Origin of the sequence: Sphingomonas sediminicola, assembly GCF_049991885.1 — a bacterium.
Classification (GTDB): Bacteria; Pseudomonadota; Alphaproteobacteria; order Sphingomonadales; family Sphingomonadaceae; genus Sphingomicrobium; species Sphingomicrobium sediminicola.
In genome coordinates, this window is sequence record NZ_CP178916.1 from 828,966 (window position 1) to 847,975 (window position 19,010).

General features: G+C 62.1%; 27 protein-coding genes and 1 other RNA gene. 9 read left to right on the forward strand and 19 right to left on the reverse strand.

Annotation, left to right across the window (positions count from 1 at the left end; all coding sequences use genetic code 11):
* The 5 genes from cheB to ACMC5O_RS04405 all read left to right on the forward strand — a co-directional run bounded on the left by cheB (position 1) and on the right by ACMC5O_RS04405 (position 3,685).
* A complete protein-coding gene (gene cheB / locus ACMC5O_RS04385; protein ID WP_426693324.1) occupies positions 1-1,113 on the forward strand; it encodes a chemotaxis-specific protein-glutamate methyltransferase CheB in 1,113 nt (370 codons plus the stop codon).
* Positions 1,104-1,976: a CheR family methyltransferase gene (locus tag ACMC5O_RS04390; RefSeq protein ID WP_426693325.1), complete on the forward strand. Its 873-nt coding sequence runs from the start codon at positions 1,104-1,106 to the stop codon at positions 1,974-1,976. Before cheB ends, ACMC5O_RS04390 begins: the two co-directional genes overlap by 10 nt.
* 44 nt (positions 1,977-2,020) lie before the next feature.
* Entirely contained in the window at positions 2,021-2,707 is a 687-nt protein-coding gene (locus ACMC5O_RS04395) for an N-acetylmuramoyl-L-alanine amidase (RefSeq protein WP_187709753.1), read from the forward strand.
* A 15-nt stretch (positions 2,708-2,722) separates the two neighbouring features.
* Positions 2,723-3,097, forward strand: an RNA gene (rnpB, locus tag ACMC5O_RS04400) — RNase P RNA component class A.
* A gap of 48 nt (positions 3,098-3,145) precedes the next feature.
* Positions 3,146-3,685 carry a J domain-containing protein gene (locus tag ACMC5O_RS04405; protein ID WP_426693326.1) on the forward strand — a complete coding sequence of 180 codons (540 nt, stop codon included), beginning with the start codon at positions 3,146-3,148 and terminating at the stop codon, positions 3,683-3,685.
* Here the strand turns inward: ACMC5O_RS04405 and ACMC5O_RS04410 are convergent.
* From ACMC5O_RS04410 to pspA, 10 genes are read right to left on the reverse strand one after another with little or no spacing between them, the layout of a single operon-like run.
* Positions 3,682-4,119 carry a PaaI family thioesterase gene (locus ACMC5O_RS04410; protein WP_426693327.1) on the reverse strand — a complete coding sequence of 146 codons (438 nt, stop codon included), beginning with the start codon at positions 4,117-4,119 and terminating at the stop codon, positions 3,682-3,684. The genes ACMC5O_RS04405 and ACMC5O_RS04410 overlap by 4 nt on opposite strands.
* Positions 4,116-4,523, reverse strand: a complete 408-nt coding sequence (locus ACMC5O_RS04415) for a SufE family protein (protein WP_187709895.1) — start codon at positions 4,521-4,523, stop codon at positions 4,116-4,118. The genes ACMC5O_RS04410 and ACMC5O_RS04415 overlap by 4 nt, the downstream gene beginning before the upstream one ends.
* A gap of 41 nt (positions 4,524-4,564) precedes the next feature.
* A complete protein-coding gene (locus tag ACMC5O_RS04420; RefSeq protein WP_187709752.1) occupies positions 4,565-4,807 on the reverse strand; it encodes a hypothetical protein in 243 nt (80 codons plus the stop codon).
* Positions 4,804-5,088 carry a hypothetical protein gene (locus ACMC5O_RS04425; protein ID WP_187709751.1) on the reverse strand — a complete coding sequence of 95 codons (285 nt, stop codon included), beginning with the start codon at positions 5,086-5,088 and terminating at the stop codon, positions 4,804-4,806. The genes ACMC5O_RS04420 and ACMC5O_RS04425 overlap by 4 nt, the downstream gene beginning before the upstream one ends.
* Complete coding sequence (locus tag ACMC5O_RS04430) at positions 5,088-5,423, reverse strand: hypothetical protein (protein WP_187709750.1); 336 nt, start codon at positions 5,421-5,423, stop codon at positions 5,088-5,090. Before ACMC5O_RS04430 ends, ACMC5O_RS04425 begins: the two co-directional genes overlap by 1 nt.
* A gap of 12 nt (positions 5,424-5,435) precedes the next feature.
* Entirely contained in the window at positions 5,436-5,696 is a 261-nt protein-coding gene (locus ACMC5O_RS04435) for a hypothetical protein (RefSeq protein WP_187709749.1), read from the reverse strand.
* Between the two features lie 2 nt (positions 5,697-5,698).
* Positions 5,699-5,953 carry a hypothetical protein gene (locus tag ACMC5O_RS04440; protein WP_187709748.1) on the reverse strand — a complete coding sequence of 85 codons (255 nt, stop codon included), beginning with the start codon at positions 5,951-5,953 and terminating at the stop codon, positions 5,699-5,701.
* A 24-nt stretch (positions 5,954-5,977) separates the two neighbouring features.
* Positions 5,978-6,373 carry an envelope stress response membrane protein PspC gene (gene pspC, locus ACMC5O_RS04445; RefSeq protein ID WP_246444544.1) on the reverse strand — a complete coding sequence of 132 codons (396 nt, stop codon included), beginning with the start codon at positions 6,371-6,373 and terminating at the stop codon, positions 5,978-5,980.
* Positions 6,370-6,678, reverse strand: coding sequence for an envelope stress response membrane protein PspB (pspB, locus tag ACMC5O_RS04450; protein WP_187709747.1), 309 nt, complete (start codon positions 6,676-6,678; stop codon positions 6,370-6,372). The genes pspC and pspB overlap by 4 nt, the downstream gene beginning before the upstream one ends.
* 3 nt (positions 6,679-6,681) lie before the next feature.
* Entirely contained in the window at positions 6,682-7,350 is a 669-nt protein-coding gene (pspA, locus tag ACMC5O_RS04455; RefSeq protein ID WP_187709746.1) for a phage shock protein PspA, read from the reverse strand.
* A 164-nt stretch (positions 7,351-7,514) separates the two neighbouring features.
* On the opposite strand from pspA, the gene pspF reads away from it, so the two are divergent.
* Positions 7,515-8,558 carry a phage shock protein operon transcriptional activator gene (gene pspF / locus ACMC5O_RS04460; protein ID WP_187709745.1) on the forward strand — a complete coding sequence of 348 codons (1,044 nt, stop codon included), beginning with the start codon at positions 7,515-7,517 and terminating at the stop codon, positions 8,556-8,558.
* A 78-nt stretch (positions 8,559-8,636) separates the two neighbouring features.
* Positions 8,637-9,188 carry a tetratricopeptide repeat protein gene (locus tag ACMC5O_RS04465; protein WP_187709744.1) on the forward strand — a complete coding sequence of 184 codons (552 nt, stop codon included), beginning with the start codon at positions 8,637-8,639 and terminating at the stop codon, positions 9,186-9,188.
* A 15-nt stretch (positions 9,189-9,203) separates the two neighbouring features.
* Here ACMC5O_RS04465 and ACMC5O_RS04470 read toward each other — a convergent pair whose 3' ends face one another.
* Entirely contained in the window at positions 9,204-9,782 is a 579-nt protein-coding gene (locus tag ACMC5O_RS04470; RefSeq protein WP_187709743.1) for a urate hydroxylase PuuD, read from the reverse strand.
* 144 nt (positions 9,783-9,926) lie between these two features.
* On the opposite strand from ACMC5O_RS04470, the gene ACMC5O_RS04475 reads away from it, so the two are divergent.
* A complete protein-coding gene (locus tag ACMC5O_RS04475; protein ID WP_187709742.1) occupies positions 9,927-10,583 on the forward strand; it encodes a superoxide dismutase in 657 nt (218 codons plus the stop codon).
* 67 nt (positions 10,584-10,650) lie between these two features.
* Positions 10,651-12,225, forward strand: a complete 1,575-nt coding sequence (locus ACMC5O_RS04480; RefSeq protein WP_426693328.1) for an FAD-binding oxidoreductase — start codon at positions 10,651-10,653, stop codon at positions 12,223-12,225.
* A 3-nt stretch (positions 12,226-12,228) separates the two neighbouring features.
* On the opposite strand, the gene ACMC5O_RS04485 is transcribed toward ACMC5O_RS04480, so the two are convergent.
* From ACMC5O_RS04485 to dapF, 8 genes are read right to left on the reverse strand one after another with little or no spacing between them, the layout of a single operon-like run.
* Entirely contained in the window at positions 12,229-13,299 is a 1,071-nt protein-coding gene (locus ACMC5O_RS04485) for a hypothetical protein (RefSeq protein ID WP_426693329.1), read from the reverse strand.
* Positions 13,296-13,727 (reverse strand): hypothetical protein, encoded by a 432-nt coding sequence (locus ACMC5O_RS04490; RefSeq protein WP_187709741.1) that lies wholly within the window; start codon positions 13,725-13,727, stop codon positions 13,296-13,298. Before ACMC5O_RS04490 ends, ACMC5O_RS04485 begins: the two co-directional genes overlap by 4 nt.
* Before the next feature lie 41 nt (positions 13,728-13,768).
* A complete protein-coding gene (locus ACMC5O_RS04495) occupies positions 13,769-14,530 on the reverse strand; it encodes an ABC transporter permease (RefSeq protein ID WP_187709740.1) in 762 nt (253 codons plus the stop codon).
* Positions 14,527-15,465 carry an ABC transporter ATP-binding protein gene (locus tag ACMC5O_RS04500; RefSeq protein WP_187709739.1) on the reverse strand — a complete coding sequence of 313 codons (939 nt, stop codon included), beginning with the start codon at positions 15,463-15,465 and terminating at the stop codon, positions 14,527-14,529. Before ACMC5O_RS04500 ends, ACMC5O_RS04495 begins: the two co-directional genes overlap by 4 nt.
* Positions 15,462-16,076: a septation protein IspZ gene (gene ispZ / locus ACMC5O_RS04505; protein WP_187709738.1), complete on the reverse strand. Its 615-nt coding sequence runs from the start codon at positions 16,074-16,076 to the stop codon at positions 15,462-15,464. Before ispZ ends, ACMC5O_RS04500 begins: the two co-directional genes overlap by 4 nt.
* A complete protein-coding gene (gene ftsY / locus ACMC5O_RS04510) occupies positions 16,073-16,990 on the reverse strand; it encodes a signal recognition particle-docking protein FtsY (RefSeq protein ID WP_187709737.1) in 918 nt (305 codons plus the stop codon). The genes ispZ and ftsY overlap by 4 nt, the downstream gene beginning before the upstream one ends.
* Positions 16,987-18,168, reverse strand: a complete 1,182-nt coding sequence (gene mtaB, locus ACMC5O_RS04515) for a tRNA (N(6)-L-threonylcarbamoyladenosine(37)-C(2))-methylthiotransferase MtaB (RefSeq protein WP_187709736.1) — start codon at positions 18,166-18,168, stop codon at positions 16,987-16,989. Before mtaB ends, ftsY begins: the two co-directional genes overlap by 4 nt.
* Positions 18,165-18,965 (reverse strand): diaminopimelate epimerase, encoded by an 801-nt coding sequence (gene dapF, locus ACMC5O_RS04520; RefSeq protein ID WP_187709735.1) that lies wholly within the window; start codon positions 18,963-18,965, stop codon positions 18,165-18,167. Before dapF ends, mtaB begins: the two co-directional genes overlap by 4 nt.
* Positions 18,966-19,010 lie beyond the last annotated feature (45 nt).

A 19,010-nucleotide genomic window follows, 5' to 3' on the forward strand; every position in this document is an offset into this window, starting at 1 on the left:
GTGGAGCGGGCGCTCGCCAGTTCGCGGGATCGCCAGTCGGTCCCGCCAGTAAAACATCGCCGCCGCATCCGACTGATGATCGTGGATGACAGCGCCGTCGCGCGCTCCGTCCTGTCGCGGATGATCGAAAGCGACAGTTCCTTCGAAATCGCGGCGGTTGCCGGAACGGCCGAGGACGCGATTGACGCGCTTCAGGCGGTTCGGGTCGACACGATCCTTCTCGATCTCGAAATGCCGGGCGCGGGCGGGCTGCGGTCCATTCCGCGTATCCTCGACAACGCCTGCGGCGCGCACGTGATGATCGTGTCATCGGTGGCCGAGGAAGGCGCCGAGGAGACGGTCGCAGCGCTTGCCCTCGGTGCGGCGGATGCCTTGCCGAAGCCGGGCACGGGTCGCTTCAACGGCCGCTTCTCCGAGGTGCTGATCTCGCGCCTCAAAGCGCTTGGATATGCCGAGGATCAACGGCCGGCGGCAGTCGCTCCGGTAAGCGCCGTCGTCAACGCACCCCTCCGCGCCATGTCGGCCGAGCGAGTCGAGCTGCTCGCGGTCGGCGCGTCTACGGGCGGAATTCACGCGCTCAACAGCTTCTTCGAGACTCTGCCGAGGCGCATCGGGATCCCGATCCTCGTCACCCAACATTTGCCAGTCCCTTTCATGCCGGTCTTCGCTCGCCAGCTCGGCATTGCCGCCAAGCGCGAGACGCTGGTTGCGGAAGAGGGCATGGCGCTGCTTCCTGACCGCGTGATCATCGCCCCGGGCGATGCGCACTTGATGGTCGTCGATGGGCCCGATGGCCCTGTCGTGCATCTCGACCGCAGCGCGTCCTATTCAGGCTGCATGCCGTCCGTCGATCCGATGTTCCAGTCGGTCAGTGCTCTCTATGGCGCTTCGGCTGCAGGCGTGGTCCTGACCGGCATGGGCCGCGATGGTGTCCAGGGCGCGGCGCGAATGGTCGCGGCAGGCGGCTCCGTCCTTGCGCAGGACGAAGCGAGCTGCGCCGTCTGGGGCATGCCGCGCTCCATTCTGGAGGCTGGCCTCGCATGCGCGATTATGCCTCCCGACAAACTTGCAAGGCGTATCGCGTCGCGGGTGGGAGGCGGCGCTTGCAGATAAGCGATAGTTCCAGCCGAATCCTCGCCGGATTGCTCGAGGCGCGTACCGGCCAGCAACTGACGATGAGCCGGCGCTGGCGGATAGAGACCGCGCTTTCGGCATTGCTCCGCGAGCGCGGAATCGCGACGCTGGACGAGCTCATCACAATCCTTGTCATGAACAAGGAGCCGGGACTGTCGAACCAGGTGGTCGAGGCTCTGCTCAACAACGAGACCTACTTCTTTCGCGACCGGACACCGTTCGACACGATCTCGAAATATGCGCTGCCGGCGCTGGCCGTGAAGCGTGCCTCGAAGAAGAGGCTCCGCATCTGGTCGGCCGGCTGCTCGACGGGACAGGAAGTCTACTCTCTGGCGATGCTGTTCGCCGACGATGCGGAGAAGTGGAAAGGCTGGACTATCGACATCCTTGGCACCGACGTGTCGAGCTGCGTGATCGACCGGGCGAAGAGCGGCGTCTACTCGCAGTTCGAAGTCCAGCGGGGGCTGGCAATCACGCAGACCATCCGCTGGTTCGAGGAATGCGGAGACGGCTGGCGGATTGCGGAGCCGCTTCGCAAGCAGGTCCGGTTCCAGGTCCACAACCTGCTTGAGCAACCGCCGCAGCCGGGTGGCTTCGATATCGTGCTCTGCCGGAACGTCCTGCTCTATCTCTGCTCGGAGAAGAAGGCGCTGGCGTTCGACCGGCTGTCATCGGCGATGGCGGACGACGGTTGGTTGATGCTTGGCGCGGGCGAAACAGTCATCGGTCAGACGAAGAAGCTGTCTGCGGATCCGAAGGCTCGCGGTCTCTATCGGCTGGAAAATCGCGATAAATCGGATCGCAGGACTATCCAGGAGCGTCGGGCCGCCGCGCGAGCTTGAGCTTGGGGGTTGACCGAATCTGCGGCTGATGCGCCATTGGGCGCATGGATCTGGACGTGATCGAAAGGCCGTCGCCGAATTTCGACGAGCGGACGATGCCAGTTTCCATGATCGTCCTGCACTATACGGGCATGCCCGACGCGGAAGGCGCACTGAACCGGCTGACCTCGCCGGACGCGAAGGTCTCCTGCCATTACCTGGTCGATGAGGACGGCACGATCTATCGGCTGGTCGATGAGGAGATGCGCGCCTGGCACGCCGGAAAGTCGCGCTGGCGGGGCATTTCGGACGTGAACTCGGCCAGCGTTGGAATCGAGCTGGTCAATCCGGGGCACGAGTTTGGCTACCGCAATTTTCCTGACGAGCAGCTGGCATCGCTCATCCCGCTCGTCGCTGACATCAAGGGGCGCCACGGCATCGGCCGCGGCAATGTCGTCGGCCATTCCGATGTCGCGCCCGCGCGCAAGGAAGATCCGGGCGAGCTGTTCCCATGGGAGGCGTTGGCTCGCTACCGCCTGGCACTTCCAAGCCCGATCCGCGACCTGATCGATCCCTTCTGGACGGACGCGGCCTTCCTGCTCGCGCTCGAACGTTTCGGCTACGATGTAACGGACGAACAGAAGGCTGTGATTGCCTTTCAACGTCGTTTCCGGCCGGACCTGATCGACGGCATAATCGACGGTGAATGCAGGGCCAAGTTGCTGGCCCTGTTGCTGCCAAGGCCGCAATAACCCATATGCAGACTGCCAGAGGGCCAGGCGGCCGCGGGTTTCGCAAGAGACACGAGGAAAGTCCGGGCTCCACGGAACAACGGTGCCGGGTAACGCCCGGCGGGTCATGCTTCGGCAGGGCTCAGGGAAAGTGCCACAGAAAGCATACCGCTCGTCCTTGGGCGGGTAAGGTCGAAAGGGTGCGGCAAGAGCGCACCGCGGGGGCGGCAACGTCACCGGCACGGAAAACCCCACCGGGTGCAAGACCGAATAGGGGCGGCATATGAGCTTGTTCCGGCTCGTCGCCCGGGTTGGTTGCTTGAGGGACGGAGTAATCCGTCTCCTAGAGGAATGGCCGCACAGGCGCAGCAATGCGCTGGACAGAACCCGGCTTACAGGCCCTCTGGCGATATCTGACTGACTGGCGAACGTCTCCGCTCGCCATTAGGTGGAGTGGAGATGGTAGGCACGAAGAGATCGAACGACTGGGGCTTCCCGCGGTGGCGCGCCTATGGTGCGGCGGGGCGCGGTGCATCCAAGGTTCGCCTTTGCGATCGCGAGGGCTGCAACGAAGTCGGCGATCGGCCCGCGCCCAAGGCGCCGCATAGCAAGGACCGCTGGTACTTCTGCGAGGCGCACGCCGCCGAATATAACAAGAACTGGAATTACTTTGCCGGGCTTAGCCCCGAGGAAGCTGCGCGCCGTGCCGCCGAAGAAGAATCGGGCGCTTCAGCCTTCCGCACATCTGCTCAATGGCAATGGGCTGGTCCCGGCGATGGCAGCCGCAGCCGAGACGAGATGCGCGCGCTGGAAGTGCTGGAGCTCGATCCGGACGTCGAATTCAAGGATGTGAAGGTGGCGTATCGCCGCCTCGCCAAGGAGCATCATCCCGACACGAACGCCGGCAATAGGAAAGCTGCCGACAAGTTTCAGAAGGTCCAGGCGGCCTATGAAGTCCTTCGCAAGGCAGAAGAACGCAAGAACGGAAAAGTCGCCTAGCTGCTGAGCATGAAGGTCGCCGCGCTATGCGCGATGGGCCGTTCCGGATCTCCCCCGTGGGCAACGCCGCGAATGAAGGCGATCTGACGCGTCAGCTTCACGCATTCGCAGCGCGCGATGACGGTTTCACCCTTCAAGGCTGGGCGCATGTAGTCGAGCCTGAGATCCAGCGTGACGATCGGGACGAAGTGGCCGAGGGTCATCCAGACCGAGCCGCCGCTGGCCGTATCGATGAGGCTGACGATGGCGCCTGACGCGAGCACCCCTGTCTCGGGCACTCCCACCAGCTCTTCGCGCCATGGGAGGCAAAGCTCCATCCAGTTGTCGCCGGAGGCGCGATACTCGAGCCCCAGGGCCATGCCGTGCCCGACCCGGCGAGCCAGTTCGAAAAAGCGCTCGGGATCGAAGCTCGCGGTCTTCGCAGTATCGCTCATGCGGCGAGCCGCTGGGCGGTTTCCCGGATCAGCGCGATCATGTTTGGGACGCCCTGAGTGCGGTTCGCGCTCAGATGCTTGCGAAGCTCGAACGGCGCCAGGGCTTCGGTGACATCCATCGCAGCCACTTCCTCGGCTGGCTTGTCCTGCACAGCCGAGAGAATCAGCGCGACAATGCCCTTGGTGATCGCGGCATTGCTGTCCGCAAGGAAATGCAACCGCCCGTTTTCCGTGGTCGTCGGGTAGACCCAGACCGAAGCAGAGCATCCGCGGACCTTGGTCGCGTCGGTCTTCAACGCCTCAGGCATCGGGTCAAGCTCGCGCCCGAGATCGATGAGCAACCGGTAACGATCCTCGCCTTCGAGCAGTTCATACTCGTCAAGGATGTCTTGGAGTGAGGGCAGGCCGGTCACCACGCCCGCCTAGCAGCCGGTCGACCCGCCTTCTAGCGGTCGCGAAGCTCTTCGATCTGCTTCGAGAGGGTGTTTTCCTTCTCGATCGTGATCCGCTCGAGCACCTGGATGCGCTCCTTTAGGTCCTTCACCTCGTCGCGCAGCCGCAAATTCTCGGCGTGCTCGCGTGGATCGATTTGCGCCTCGCCACGTTGCGCATGACCGTATTTCGCTCTCAGAACCGAGGCGATCATCACTGCAACCACGATGACCGCGACCATTTCGAAGGGGTTCATTGAGCCTTGTCTCCATGTTCCAGCCGAGGCTTCTCGCGAAGAGCTTCGATCTGCGCGGCCGTTTGCAGGCCGCCATCCGTGACTATCTGCTCCAGCACGCGGAGTCGCGCCTCCAGCTCGGCGTTGTTCGCGGCATATTGGGCCGCCTTCTCGGCTGCAAGGCTGGTTTGGGCATCGAGCTGCTTCTCACGGAACGTGAAGAAGCGCCGTGCCATGTAAGACAGGAAAATCGTCGGAATGAGGACGACGATCAGAAGGCTTATGACTTCTCCCGGTCCCATCAGGCGTTACCCCCCTTGTCGATCGCCAGCGCGTCGATTTCGCGGGCGAGGCGATGCGGCTGGTCGGTCACGATCCGCTCGACCGTCTCCAGCCGATCCTTGATGGACCCGAGCTCGGCCCGAAGCTGGGCGTTTTCACTCGTGAGCAACTTGATGCGCTCAGCATGCTCGCGGCTGTTCGAGGGATGCAGCGGCGTTCCCCAGGACGTTTCCAGCGGATAGCCGTTCTTGATTCTCAGCCAGGTGGTGAACACCCAGCCTCCGACGCTGACTGCCACGATCACCGCGATCATCGGGAACAGGTTTGCAAGAAGGCTCAGAACTTCGGAATCCATGGCTCAATATCCTCAGCGTAGTTCTTCGATCTCACGGGAGACGCGTTCGGCCGGATCTGTCGCGATCCGCTCGAGGACGGTCAGGCGCTCGGTCAGTTCGGCAATGCGATGTTTCAGCTCAACGTTTTCTGCCCGGATCGCATCCATCTCTCGTTCGGACAGTCGCTCGGCCTGGTCCGGTGCCGTGAAGCCGGCCTGTACCTTCAGCAGGTTCAGGACCACGCCGGCAACGATGAAGGCCAACGCGAGCGAGAAGATGAGCATCCAGAACATGGTCAGGATTCGATGCGGGTCGGTTGTCGCTCAAGAAGCGCGTCGATCTGCTCGGCTGTCTGGATTCCGCGATCGGTGACGATCCGTTCGAGCACCGCAAGCCTCGCTTCGAGCTTCTTCTTCTCTGCGGATTCTCGAGCGGCCTCTTCCAGAGCTTTCCGCCCGATCACACGAAGCTCCATGACCTTATAGCAGATCCACATGATGGCGACGCCGGCCGTTATGCCGGCAATCGGGATCAGGGGCGCAAAGTTCATGGACTCACCCTCCGCTTGGAATTGTTATCGAAGCTGCTCGATCTCGCGGGCGAGGGAGCGGTTCTCGGTCGTCACATAGCTCTCGACATCACCGAGCCGGCGATCGATGTCTTTCAGCCGCAACCGAATGTCCCGAGCGGTTCGGGTTGGGGACCGGCGAACCGACTGCCAGAACTCGCGCGTCTCCGTGTCCGTCCCCTCAAGCTCGCGCGGCCTGTCGGGCGCGACCCATCCGGCGATGAAATAGACCGGGAGGATGGAGCCGCTGCTCAGGAACACTGCCGCGATCATCGTGATCCGGACGAGGGTCACGTCGAAACCAGTGTAGTCCGCGAGTCCGGCGCAGATCCCCATGATCTTGCCGTTGCGCTTGTCCCGGTAGAAGCGGGTGCGGCTGGGTGGCTGATAGGCCATGGTCATTCTCCGGTCCGGACGCGCGAGCGGCCGCGGCTGCGAACTTCGCTCAGCTCTTCGGCGATGCGGTCCGTGGCGTCGGGCAGGCACTGCTGCCTCCAGTTCGGATTTTCGGCGGTCATGATGCGCTCGATCGAGCAGAGGCGATCGTCGAGCCTGCGGGCGAGATCATACAACTCGTCAAGCAATTTTTCGTCGGCGCCGGTGATGGTCGCCGTCTGCTTCCACTTCGTGACGTAGTGAAACACCAGCCACGGCAGTCCCAGGAAAAGGATTCCGACGACCAGTACAGGAATAAGCACGTCCTCCATATTCTAATCCCCTTTGCGCTTCAGCGCGGCCTTCATGGCTTCCAGTTCGGCGTCGACCTTTTCGGACGCCTGCAGCTCTGCAATCTCTTCTTCGAGGCTCTTCGGCCCGGTCATTCCGAGCGCGTCCGCACGCCCTTCGGCAAAGTCGGCGCGGCGCTCCAGAACATCGAACTTGGAGAAGGCGTCTTCGGTACGCCCTCCGTGAAGGATCTCGCGAGCCTTCGCGCGAGTGACCGCGCTTTCCAGCCGCGCCGCAATAGCATTCTGGCGGGCGCGAGCCTCGCGCAGCTTGCCCTGCAGTTTGGAGATATCGGCTTCGTAGGTCTTCAGCGTCTCGTCGATCTGGTCGATCTCGGCGCGAAGGCCCTCGGCCATGTCGGTGGCCTTTTGGCGCTCTATTAGCGCCGCCTTGGCCAGGTCCTCTCGGTCCTTGCTCAGCGCGAGCTCGGCCTTCTCGGTCCAGCTCGATTGAAGATCTTCGAGGCGCTTGAGCGCCCGGCGCATTTCCTTCCCGTCGGCAATCGAGCGCGCGGCGCTAGCCCGCACTTCCACCAACGTCTCTTCCATCTCGAGAATGATCATGCGGATCATCTTCGCCGGGTCTTCTGACCGGTCGAGGAGCTCCGTCATGTTCGCCGCGAAGATGTCCCTCGTTCGAGAGAAGATACCCATTTCGTACTCCGCAATCGTAATCAGGCCTGTATGCCTAAATTCTATACAAGGTTCGTGCCACTTTAACGGAATTCTCAAAAGTCCGCCAAAACAACCGAAATCCGCCAAAAATTCTGTCGAAATATCTTGCCAACAGATGGGGTCTGACACCAACTGTCAGTGCAATGGAGCGGACAAATCAATTCGTCGGGCAAAGCCTCGCCTTTCTCGACGCGGTCGAGCGCGCGAGCCGCGCGGCGCCGCTCAATCGCCCTGTCCTTGTGATCGGCGAACGCGGCACCGGCAAGGAATTGATCGCAGAACGTCTGCACCATTTGTCCGGCCGCTGGGCCGCGCCTCTGATCGTGATGAACTGCGCCGCGCTTCCCGAAACCCTGATCGAGGCGGAGTTGTTCGGACACGAAGCCGGAAGCTTCACCGGTGCGTCGAAGACCCGGCACGGCCGCTTTGAGGAAGCGGATGGCGGGACCTTGTTCCTCGATGAGCTTGGTACGCTTTCGATGCCGGCGCAGGATCGTCTCCTCCGCGCGGTGGAATATGGCGAAATCACCCGGATTGGCGCGTCCAAGCCGATCGACGTAGACGTCCGCATCGTCGCGGCGACCAATGCTAGTCTTCCAGCCGAGGTCGAGAAGGGCAGGTTCCGCGCCGACCTGCTCGACCGGCTGTCCTTTGAGGTCGTAACCTTGCCCCCGCTTCGTGCGCGGACCGGCGACATTCCATTGCTGGCCGATCATTTCGGTCGCCGCATGGCCGTCGAGCTGGACTGGCCGAACTGGCCCGGTTTCTCCACGACCGCGGTTGGAGAGCTCGAGGGCTATTCCTGGCCCGGAAATATTCGCGAACTCAAGAACGTAGTGGAACGTGCTGTCTACCGATGGGAGGATCCGGAACGGCCGGTCGAGGCCATCCAGTTCGACCCGTTCCATTCGCCCTGGGCGCCGCAGGCAACGACTTCGCAGCCTCGCGCGCAGGTCGAGCCGGAGTCCGAGATCGAAGCATCGGAGGCCGCGTCCCCGGTCGCTCCTCCGACATCGACCAGCGACTTCCGTGCGGCGGTTTCAGACTATGAGCGAGCGCTTCTCCAGAACGCGCTCGCGGCGAACCGATTCAACCAGCGCGCAACCGCGACCGCGCTCAATCTCAGCTACGACCAGCTTCGCCACGCTCTGAAGCGCCACAAGCTGCTGGAAACCGACACCGCCTGACGTTCGTCCGTTCGTCGATTCAGCGCTGAAAACCGCCGCAGATTGGCGTATCCTGCAAGAGCAAGTGAGGAGGCTTTTATGAAAGCACTGGTCCTTGCTGTCAGCACCGCGGCTCTGACCGCGGCACTCCCAGCATATGCAGGCGTAATGGTCATCGGAGGCAGCTACGCTCAGGGCTGCTTCAAGGCTGCCGAGCAGCACAATACGACTCTGGAGTCGCTCAACACATGCGACAGCGCATTCTCGGAAGAAGCGCTTTCGCCTCAGGATGAGCTGGCGACCCATGTGAACCGCGGCATCCTGCTGATGCTGCGCGACGATTATAGTCGCGCCTATTCCGACTTCAGCACGGCAATGGCGATGGATCCGAACCGGTCGGAGCCATATCTGAACATGGCGATCCTGCAGCTTCGGAACGAAAAGAGCGCGGAAGCGGTGCCGCTGTTCTCCAAAGCCATCGAGCTCCGTACGGAACTGCCGGAAGTGGCCTATTACGGCCGAGCTCTTGCCAATGAGGACGTCGGCAACTTGAAGGCCGCCTACACGGACCTCCAGCAGGCGACTTCGCTCAAGCCGAAGTGGGATGCCCCGCGGCGTGACCTGGCACGGTACAAGGTGAGCCGCCGCTAAGCGGCTCGCCCATTCCTAGTGCTGGTTGGTCATCGCCAGCAGCATCGGGATCGACAGCAATGTGTTGATCCTGGAGAAGATCATCGCCGTGCGCGCTGACTTGGCCTTGCTTGCATCGTCAGCTTCCACGATTCCCAGCGCGCGCTTCTGGTTCGGCCAGATCACGAACCAGACGTTGAAGGCCATGATCAGCGCGAGCCACATGCCGATGCCGATCAGCCGGTTGGACGGATCGTTGAGCAGAAGCGCTTTCTCCTCGCCGTACAGGTAGGCGACGATTAGTCCTGTCAGGACGGTGAAGGCGGCGCCCCAGCGGAAGTAGAACAGAGCCTTCGGCGCGATGTATTTCGACACGCCTGGCTTCAGCTCGGCCGGGACCGACGGCATGGTCGGGATCTGCACGAAGTTGAAGTAGTAGAGCAGGCCGATCCAGGTGATGCCGAAGAATACGTGCAGCCACTGGAACAAGCCCAGCCAGAGATTGCCTGCACCGACCGAGTTTCCGTAACCGCTGTCCGGGAACACCGCGATCAGGATCGCCAGCACGAGTCCCGCGATCAGGACGCCATTCAGGTTTTCAAAAAACTTTCCCATGTCTCTCCCCCAGTCCACCGCTTGAGCGGCGCTGGGGAACTACTTACGGCCCCGAAACATCAAATCGCAACATCTGCGATGAACAGCGGAGCGACTGGGCTCGCTCAACGTTGTTCGGGCAACACCCGAAGGAGAATGACCGCCATGGCTTTTCAGCTTCCCGATCTGCCCTTTTCGAAGGACGCGCTTGCGCCGCACATGTCGGCCGAGACACTCGAGTTCCACCACGGCAAGCACCACGCGACCTACGTCAAGAAGACCAACGAGATGATCGAGGGGAAAGGCGACCTCTCCGGCGCCTCGCTGGTCGACGTGGTGCGCAAGGCGGGCACCAGCGGCGACAAGAAGCTCTTCAACAACAGCGCCCAGCTCTGGAACCATAGCTTCTTCTGGCAATGCCTTAGCCCCGACAAGCAGCAGCCGAGCGGCAAGCTCGCGCAGCTGATCAACGACGGGTTCGGCGGCATCGAACCCATGCTCCAGAAGCTCGGCGACGAGGCCGTGAATCACTTCTCGAACGGCTGGGCGTGGCTCCTGCTCGACCGCGATCAACTCAAGATCACGTCGCTGCACGATGCGGACACTCCATTGGTGCACGACGGAATGGTGCCGCTCTTCACGCTCGATGTGTGGGAACACGCCTATTACATCGACTATCGCAATGAGCGGCCGAAGTTCGTGACCTCGGTCCTTTCGAACATCGTGAACTGGGATTTCGTTGCCCAGAACCTCGATGGGAAGGGCGCCGACCGTGCCAACCAGGAAGCGTCAACCTCGAAGCAGCCTGAACTGACGACCTAACCGCCACGCTTCTTGCGGAGCCCTTTACGCCCCTCCATACCTGTGCCGGTATGGGGGGATACGAGGCATGAGGCGACGTACGCTGGTAATAGGCGCGTCTGTCGCCGCCGTAACCGCAGCCGGCGCTGCGGCTGCCTTACAGCCGCTAGCCGCAGAGCCTGAAGGCGAAAAGGATTGCGGGAGCATCCTTCCGCCGGTGCAGGCGTCACACGCCGTTTCTGCCGATCAGCAGGTTCAGGAGCCTCGCTGGGAGCAGAAGGGCGGAACCGTCAACGACGCCAGCTGCCTCAGCAGGACGGCGGTCGCCGGGATCGTCGCTCCTCGGAGCGAGAAGGAGGTTCAGCAGGCGCTGGCCTACGCGAAGGCCACAGGCCTCTCGATTTCACCAGCGGGCGTCCGGCACAGCATGGGGGGGCACGCCTTCCGCCGGGGCGGCGTGATGCTCGACATGCGGCACATGAACAGCATCCGGCTCGACCCGGAAAAATTGACAGTCGTCGTCGGTGCGGGTGCGACCTGGCATGACATTCAGAACGCCATCCATCCGCGGTTCGCGGTCAAGGCGATGCAATCCACGGACATCTTCACGGTTGGCGGTTCAATCTCGGTCAATGCCCATGGAATGGATCATCAGGCCGGCGCGGTCCGGAATTCCATCCGATCGTTGAGGGTATTGCTGGCCGACGACCGGATTGAAACTGTCTCGCGCGAACAGAATCCGGCACTCTTCGACCTTATCGTCGGCGGATATGGCCTGTTCGGGATCATCCTTTCAGCCGAGCTGGAGGTCGTTCCGAACTCCATCTACTGGTCTGAGCGCGAGCTCATCGCCACGAGGGATCTGCCGGCAAAGCTGGCGAAGATCATCGCTGATCCGTCAATTGGCCTGATGTACACGCATATCTCGACGGCGCCCGGGTCACTCCTCGATGAGGCGCTGATCTACACCTATCGCAAGACCGACGAGGGGGGTGCCGAGCGGGCGCCGCTGAAGGACGTCGGCTCAGTGAAAATGCGCCGTCTGACGGTCAATCTTGCGAAGCGCTCGACGGCGTTTCGAAGCTTCAAATGGTGGGCGGAGAAGAATCTCGAACACCGGTTCGAGGCCTGCACCGTCACCCGCGCTCAGGCGATGAAAGACGGCGAGGCCTGCCTCGTATCCCGCAACGACCCGATGCACGACAGCGTCCCGTACCTCCGCAACGCGATGAAGAATGACACCGACATCCTTCAGGAATATTTCGTCCCCCGCGAGCAATTGCTGCCATTCGTCGTCGGCCTGAGGAACATCGTCCGAACGCATGACGCGAACCTGCTCAACGTTTCGGTCAGGGTCGTCGGAAAGGAAGCGAACAGGCTCAGCTACGCGCCGGAGCCCGCCTACTCGGTTGTGCTCTATTTCAACCAGCGAACCGACGCGGACGGCAACGCGAAGATGGCCAGACTGACGAGCGACCTGATCGACCTGGCCCACGCCAAGGGCGGGCGCTTCTTCCTGCCCTACCAGCTTCACTACGGTCCACAGCAGCTTGTCGATTCCTATCCGGAAATCCGCGAGTTCTTCGCCGCCAAGCGGAAGTGGGACCCGGAAAATCGCTTTAGCAACACCTGGTACGAACGCTACGCGCCGGCCTTTAGCTGACGCTCAATAGTCGTAGACGTGCTCGATCTCGCCGCCCGACGAACGGATGGAGCGAAAGAGCGGAAGCAGGGCAGGAACCTTGGTCGATAGGCCGATGCGCTGCCAACCGGGCCGGTCGGGTAAGGGCATTGCCATCAATTTGGTCGCACCGGTCACGGGATTGGCTTTGATCGGAACGAGCGCGGTGACGAAGATGTCGTCGTTTCCGCTGATCTCAACCAGCTGAACGGGGCTTTGCGACAGCTTTGTCAGCAAGTCGCTGAACTGAGCGTAGCGGGGTGCTTCAACCAAAGCATCGCCGGCGCCGACCTTGCCAACGGGCTTAAGTCGCCCGTCCACGCGCTCAATCTGCTCCGGATTTCCCTTGGCAACGAAGCGGAGCGTCCGCTCGTCAGGGCCCAGGCTGGCGCCGGACGCCCATCCGATCAGCGACGCATATCCGGCCTTCACGCCATATTCGCCGCTGAGCGCGAGACGCCGTTCCCAGTGACGGACCTTGTGCTTCGGTTCGGTGGTGCTCCACAGTCCCGAGAGGGCGCGCCCGAACGGAAATTCATACCAGGGCGTTTCGTGCATGAATGCGCCGTACCGCCGCTGTATTTTGGTCGCGTAGCGATCGTCGGCGCTGTCCCAGCCCCCGATCCATTCGGAAACCCGCCCGACCGTGTTCTCGTAGAAGCCTTTGACCAGAAGCTCGGCCGAGAAGCTGAGACCGATCGTGTAGAGCATGACCCGCGTGCCGCCGTCTGCTCCTCCGCTTGCTGCTGAAGCGCGATTGACCGCGCAATAGCTCGACCAGAAGCCGCGGATGTCACGCAGGTAGGAATAGCCGCTGGGCGGATTGCGCTCGAGGAAGCGGGCGAAGCTCTCCGCCGAATAGACGATGTGCCATTCGGGATAGGTCAGCCAGGTTCGCGCTTCCTCGCGTTGCCATGCCTTGTCCCTTACGAGCGGTTTGTAACCGTCGGCTTTGGCCTCGCCTGAGCAGCCGATTTCTATGTAGAGAATCGGAATCGCCGCGAGCGCTGCCAACCCGCCGGCAATGCCCAGCAGGACTTTCCAGCGGCGCTTCACGCGGTCGCGGGCTCACCGGCGCTGCGGCGACGCGCGATGAGGTAGCCGACGATGATCGCGAAGCCGCCGATTGCGATATGCGGCAAGTTGGCCGCGATGCGGGTCTCCAGCGGGATGTTTGCAGGCCCGTGAAGGATGATGCCGAGGTCGAGATAGCCCATGCCAGTCAGCAGTCCGCAGACCCCGTCAAGGAAATAGAGTGGGCCGAAGATGCGGAAATAGGTGCGGGTCGCGCCGTAGGATTTCCAGGCTGCGATCGCTGCCCAAATACCTGAGCCGAGGTGGAGCGCATCGTCCCACCACTGGAGCTTGAACAGTCCGAAAAGATAGCCGTTCATGTCCATCAGTGGCGGCATGTAGCCCAGGGCGGTGACGCCCACGAACAGCAGGGCGTATGCCCAGCCGATAAGCCTCACAAATTGCTGCATGATTACCCCCCGGTAGTGCCCGGAAGGCAGTGTGCCTTCGCCTATTGCTTAAGTCGATAGCCGGTTCGGAATATCCACCAGATCACGCTCGCGCAGACGAGGAAGAACGCAAACGTAGCTGTCAGTGCCGCTTCGAACGACACGTCAGCAGTTCCGAAGAAGGTCCACCTGAAACCGTTGATTAGATAAACGACCGGATTGAACAGGGTGATGCTCCGCCATGGCTGGCCCAGCATGTCGATCGAATAAAAAGCACCTCCGAGGAAGGTGAGGGGCGTAACCACCAGCAAGGGGATGATCTGGAGCTGCTCGAAGCCCTTGGCCCAGACGCCGACGATGAAGCCGAACAGGCAAAAGGTCCCCGCCACCAGCAGAAGGTAGAGAAGCATCAGGATGGGGTGTTTGACCTGCACGTCGACGAACAGATGGGCGGTCACGAAGATCACCAAAGCGACGATAATCGCCTTGCTCGCGGCCGCACCGACATAGCCCAGTACTGTCTCTAGAGCGCTCAGCGGCGCCGAAAGGATCTCGTAGATGGTACCGGTGAAGCGCGGCATGTGGATGCCGAAGCTCGAATTGAATATGCTTTCATTGAACAACGACAGCATCATCAATCCCGGGACGATGAAGCTGCCGTAGTCGATTCCATTGATCTCGCGCATCCGGGAACCGATCGCCGACCCGAACACGACGAAATAGAGCGAAGTCGTAATGACCGGCACCGCCAGCCCGGTCCACAGCGTCCGGCGGAAACGGTGCATCTCGAACTTGTAGATGGCCCAGATGCCATGGAGATTCATGCCGCGGCCCTCTTGTGGTTGATCAGGCCCACGAAAATGTCTTCCAGGCTGGACTGGTGCGTATCAAGGTCCTTGAAGCCGATGCCGGCGTCTCGCATCGCGGTCAAAAGCGAGGGAATGCCGGTTCGCTCAGCCTTGGCGTCGAATTCGTATGTCAACATCCCGCCGTCGGCGCTCAGCTTCAGGTTCCACTCGCCAAGTGCAGGCGGCACCGCGTCCAGTCGCTCGGTAAGTTGCAGGTGCAGCACCTTGCGGCCGAGCTTCTTCATCAGCTCGTTCTTCTCTTCGACAAGGATGAGCTCGCCCTTGTTGATGACGCCCACCCGGTCGGCCATTTCCTCTGCTTCCTCGATGTAGTGCGTCGTCAGGATGATTGTCGTGCCGTCCTCCCGAAGGCGGCGGACCATGTTCCACATGTCGCGGCGAAGCTCGACGTCCACACCGGCGGTGGGCTCGTCGAGGAACAGGATGTCCGGATCGTGGGCGAGGGCCTTGGCGATCATGACGCGGCGCTTCATCCCGCCCGACAATTCCTTTAGGATCGTCTTCCTCTTGTCCCACAACGACAGCTCGCGGAGAATCTCTTCGATCCGCTTCGGGTCGGGACGGCGGCCGAACAGCTCGCGGCTGAAGCTGACGGTGCTTATCAGCGGCTCGAATACGTCCATCGTGAGTTCCTGGGGGACGAGACCGATCCGCTTGCGCGCTTCGCGATAGTTGCGCTGCCAGTCCTTGCCGTCGATCAGCACTTCGCCCGCGGTCGGTTTCACGATACCGCAGATGATGCTGATCATCGTCGTCTTGCCGGCGCCGTTCGGCCCCAGAAGAGCGAATATCTCGCCGCGCCTGATATCGAGATTGATCGGCTTCAGCGCCTCGGTACCGCTGCCGTAGACTTTTGTCAGGCCGCGAATGGATAGGATTGGATCGGTCATTCTACCGGCGTGTCCGTGATCACTTCGCCCTTGCTCTCAGGATCCAGCCCGTGCCGAAGAAGCATTGGCATATTGGCGATAGCGAAGACCAGCGAGACGATCGTGACGCCCCAGACCTTGACTGTCAGCCAGGTGTCGAAGTCAAGGGTCGCGCGCATGATCTCGTTCGCGATGGCCAGAGCCACGAAGAAGAGAGCCCAGTTGCGGCTGAGCTTCATCCAGCCCTCCTGGGTGAGGCCCGGAAAGACGGGGCCGAACAGCCATTTGAGAAGGGGCTTCCCGCGAAGAAGACCGCCACCGAGCAACACCGCGAAACCGATGTAGATAACGGTCGGCTTCATCTGGATGAACTTCGGATCGCGCAAGTAGAGCGTGATCGCTCCAAATCCCAGGATCAGGATGGTTGAGATCCAGACCATCGGCGACACGCGCTTCACCACCGCGAGCCCGATGGCGATCGAGATGATCACGGCGACCATGAAGGCGAGGGTCGCGACCAGCGACCCCTGCAAACCGGACCCAGCCACCTTGTAGGCGATGAAGAAGACGAGGAGCGGCCCGTAATCGAGCAGCATCGTCCATGACGATCCCTTGCGTGCAGGTTCGCTCATTCGGGTGGCAGTCCTGCAATGGCCCGCGCAACCGCCCGCGGATCGAACGGGCGCAGGTCGTCGGCCGTCTCGCCGACGCCAATCGCATGGATCGGAAGCCCGAACTTCTCGGCAGCGGCTACCAGCACGCCGCCGCGCGCGGTGCCGTCCAGCTTGGTCATGATGAGCCCGGTCACCCCGGCGCTCTCGCGGAACACCTCCACCTGCGCAAGCGCGTTCTGACCGGTCGTCGCGTCCAGCACGAGCAAGATGTCATGGGGCGCTTCGGGATTGAGGCGACCGAGCACGCGGCGGATCTTGGACAGTTCCTCCATCAGGTGCGATTTGTTCTGGAGGCGGCCAGCGGTGTCGACGACCAGCACGTCGATCCCCGTTGCAGTTGCCTGCTTCACGCCATCGAACACGATGCCCGCCGCGTCGCCGCCTTCCTTACCCGTAATGACGGGTGCGCCGATGCGGTCGCCCCAGATCTTGAGCTGTTCGATGGCAGCGGCGCGGAAAGTGTCACCAGCAGCGAGCAGGACGCCGTAATCCTGCTCCTTCAGCCAATGTGCCAGCTTGCCGATCGTCGTCGTCTTGCCGGAGCCATTGACCCCGATCACCAGAATGACATGCGGCCGCGGAAAGCCCCACACCTGTAGAGGCTTGGCCACGGGAGTGAGGATCTTCTCGATCTCATCGGCGAGGATCGATCGAAGACCCCGTTCGTCGAGGCGCTCGAACTTCTGGCGGGCGATGGCTTCGCGGATGCGATGGGATGCTTCCGGACCCAGGTCCGAAGCGATCAGCGCTTCTTCGATGTCGTCGAGAGTCGCCGTATCCAGTGCCGCACGGCTGGTCAGGCCGGTCAGGTTTTCCGCGACACGATCCGCTGTCTTTGCAAACCCGCCACGCAAGCGGTCGAGCCAACTCATGCCCACACCGCCGTCAGGTGATCGCCGTCGCTGCGGACAATGCGCGCGGTGCCGGTGTCGCCGCGCGAGGTGCCTTCAATGCGGACCGGGGCAAAGCCGTCGCTATGGCCCTTGCTGTTGTTCTCGATGAGCACTTGCTGGTTGGAGCCAACGAGGCCGCCGAGCCAGCGAGTCCTCCGTTGAGCGGCAGCCTGTCGCAGCCGGGCAGCACGGGCCTTTACGAGTTCCCGCGAAAGCTGGGGCATGCGGTCGGCCGGAGTTTCGGGCCTTGGCGAGAAGGGAAAGATGTGGGCGGCAACGACGTCGCAATCCTCAAGTAATTTCAGACTGTTCAGGGCCATTTCCTCGGTTTCGGTTGGGAAGCCGGCGATCAAATCGGCTCCTATGGTAGCGTCCGGCCGGACATCCTTGATGCGCTCGACCGTCCGGACCGCCTCGGCGCGGCTGTGGCGCCGCTTCATCCGCTTCAGGATCATGTCGTCGCCGGCCTGCAGCGAGAGATGGAAGTGCGGCATCAAGCGTGGCTCGCCCCCGACCAGCTCGAACAAAGCGTCGTCTATCTCGATACTGTCGAGCGATGAGAGCCGCAGGCGGGCGAGGGCAGGGATCGACTTCAGGAGTTGCTGGCACAACTTCCCTAGGTTCATCCCGCCGTGGTCGTAGCTGGTGATATCGACGCCCGTGAGGGCAATTTCCTTCGCCCCGCGATCGAGTTCTCGTTCAATCGCCTCGCGGATTGCTGCGAAGGGAAGGGACCTGCTCGGACCACGCGCCTGCCAGATCGAGCAGAAGGTGCAGCGGTGATCGCAGCCATTTTGCACGGCGACGAAGCTACGGACATGGCCCAGGAATCCGGCCGGAACGATTTGCGACGCCCTGCTGGCATCGAGCTGTAAGCTACCGATCTTATTGTCGTTTCCGACGACACGGTCGACTTCCGGCATATCCGCAAACGTCGCCGGATCGAGCTCTGCCGCGCACCCCGTTACGAGAATACGGGTATCCGGTCGCTGGCGGCGTGTGTGCCGGATCGCCTGCCGGGTTTGCCGCACCGCCTCATTCGTGACGGCGCAGCTGTTTACAACGATCCAATCCTCATTGGTCGTTGCCAACCGGCGGATGGTTTCGCTTTCAGCAAAGTTCAGCCGGCACCCGAGCGTAATCGTCTCGACGCTCACGCAAGCGCCTCCAGCTCGATTTCGCCCTTGAAGACGTAGGTTGCACTGCCACGCATGCGGATCGGCTCGCCCGGCGCCCAGGCAATCGTCAGGGATCCGCCTCGCATGGTGACTTTCACCGGCGACTGAACGCGCTTTGTCAGGATTGCAGCGACCGCCGTTGCGCTGGCGCCGGTGCCACAGGCTCGGGTAATGCCGGCGCCGCGCTCCCAGGTCCGAAGGCGGATGCCGTCGGGATGGACCTCGGCGACGTTCACGTTGATCCGGTCGGGGAACACCGGGTCGTGTTCGATCCGCGGGCCGAGCTCGTCGAGGTCGATGCTGTCGGCATTGTCGACGAAGAAGACGACGTGCGGGTTGCCGACGCTGAGCGCCACCGGATTGTGAAGCTCACCCCACGCCATCGGCATCGGGTTGGTCGGTATGGCGTAGGTGACCGGTACTTGGTCCCATTCGAAATGAGGTTCGCCCAGCGATACCTCGATATCGCTGCCGTCTTCCTCACCCCTGACGAGGCCGCCGCCAGTCTCAATCGTCTTGGCGTGAGTTAGCGCGACTACGCAGCGCGAGGCGTTGCCGCAGCTCTCGACCTCGATCCCGTCATGGTTCCAGATCCGCATTCGCAAATCGGCGACAGTCGACTTCTCAAGGACGACCAATTGGTCGCAGCCGATACCCGTCTTGCGATCCGAGACTGCGCGGGCAAGCGGCTCGTCCATCGCGAGTGGCTCTTCGCGCGCGTCGAAGATTACGAAGTCGTTTCCGAGCCCGTGCATCTTGTGAAAGGTGCGTGTCATGACTTGCAGCGGCAATTAGGGACGGGCAGAGGGCAAGTCCACCAG

Excerpts from the sequence above, each read along its gene's own strand:
- ACMC5O_RS04405 (WP_426693326.1), top strand. The coding sequence starts at position 3,146 with ATGGTAGGCACGAAGAGATCGAACGACTGGGGCTTCCCGCGGTGGCGC.
- ACMC5O_RS04495 (WP_187709740.1), bottom strand. The coding sequence starts at position 14,530 with ATGAATCTCCATGGCATCTGGGCCATCTACAAGTTCGAGATGCACCGT.
- ACMC5O_RS04465 (WP_187709744.1), top strand. The coding sequence starts at position 8,637 with ATGAAAGCACTGGTCCTTGCTGTCAGCACCGCGGCTCTGACCGCGGCA.
- pspF (WP_187709745.1), top strand. The coding sequence starts at position 7,515 with ATGGAGCGGACAAATCAATTCGTCGGGCAAAGCCTCGCCTTTCTCGAC.
- pspA (WP_187709746.1), bottom strand. The coding sequence starts at position 7,350 with ATGGGTATCTTCTCTCGAACGAGGGACATCTTCGCGGCGAACATGACG.
- pspB (WP_187709747.1), bottom strand. The coding sequence starts at position 6,678 with ATGGAGGACGTGCTTATTCCTGTACTGGTCGTCGGAATCCTTTTCCTG.
- ACMC5O_RS04490 (WP_187709741.1), bottom strand. The coding sequence starts at position 13,727 with ATGCAGCAATTTGTGAGGCTTATCGGCTGGGCATACGCCCTGCTGTTC.
- ACMC5O_RS04425 (WP_187709751.1), bottom strand. The coding sequence starts at position 5,088 with ATGGGACCGGGAGAAGTCATAAGCCTTCTGATCGTCGTCCTCATTCCG.
- ispZ (WP_187709738.1), bottom strand. The coding sequence starts at position 16,076 with ATGAGCGAACCTGCACGCAAGGGATCGTCATGGACGATGCTGCTCGAT.
- ACMC5O_RS04430 (WP_187709750.1), bottom strand. The coding sequence starts at position 5,423 with ATGGATTCCGAAGTTCTGAGCCTTCTTGCAAACCTGTTCCCGATGATC.
- pspC (WP_246444544.1), bottom strand. The coding sequence starts at position 6,373 with ATGACCATGGCCTATCAGCCACCCAGCCGCACCCGCTTCTACCGGGAC.
- ACMC5O_RS04435 (WP_187709749.1), bottom strand. The coding sequence starts at position 5,696 with ATGTTCTGGATGCTCATCTTCTCGCTCGCGTTGGCCTTCATCGTTGCC.
- ACMC5O_RS04410 (WP_426693327.1), bottom strand. The coding sequence starts at position 4,119 with ATGAGCGATACTGCGAAGACCGCGAGCTTCGATCCCGAGCGCTTTTTC.
- ACMC5O_RS04500 (WP_187709739.1), bottom strand. The coding sequence starts at position 15,465 with ATGACCGATCCAATCCTATCCATTCGCGGCCTGACAAAAGTCTACGGC.
- ACMC5O_RS04470 (WP_187709743.1), bottom strand. The coding sequence starts at position 9,782 with ATGGGAAAGTTTTTTGAAAACCTGAATGGCGTCCTGATCGCGGGACTC.
- ftsY (WP_187709737.1), bottom strand. The coding sequence starts at position 16,990 with ATGAGTTGGCTCGACCGCTTGCGTGGCGGGTTTGCAAAGACAGCGGAT.
- ACMC5O_RS04440 (WP_187709748.1), bottom strand. The coding sequence starts at position 5,953 with ATGAACTTTGCGCCCCTGATCCCGATTGCCGGCATAACGGCCGGCGTC.
- ACMC5O_RS04420 (WP_187709752.1), bottom strand. The coding sequence starts at position 4,807 with ATGAACCCCTTCGAAATGGTCGCGGTCATCGTGGTTGCAGTGATGATC.
- ACMC5O_RS04480 (WP_426693328.1), top strand. The coding sequence starts at position 10,651 with ATGAGGCGACGTACGCTGGTAATAGGCGCGTCTGTCGCCGCCGTAACC.
- dapF (WP_187709735.1), bottom strand. The coding sequence starts at position 18,965 with ATGACACGCACCTTTCACAAGATGCACGGGCTCGGAAACGACTTCGTA.
- ACMC5O_RS04475 (WP_187709742.1), top strand. The coding sequence starts at position 9,927 with ATGGCTTTTCAGCTTCCCGATCTGCCCTTTTCGAAGGACGCGCTTGCG.
- ACMC5O_RS04395 (WP_187709753.1), top strand. The coding sequence starts at position 2,021 with ATGGATCTGGACGTGATCGAAAGGCCGTCGCCGAATTTCGACGAGCGG.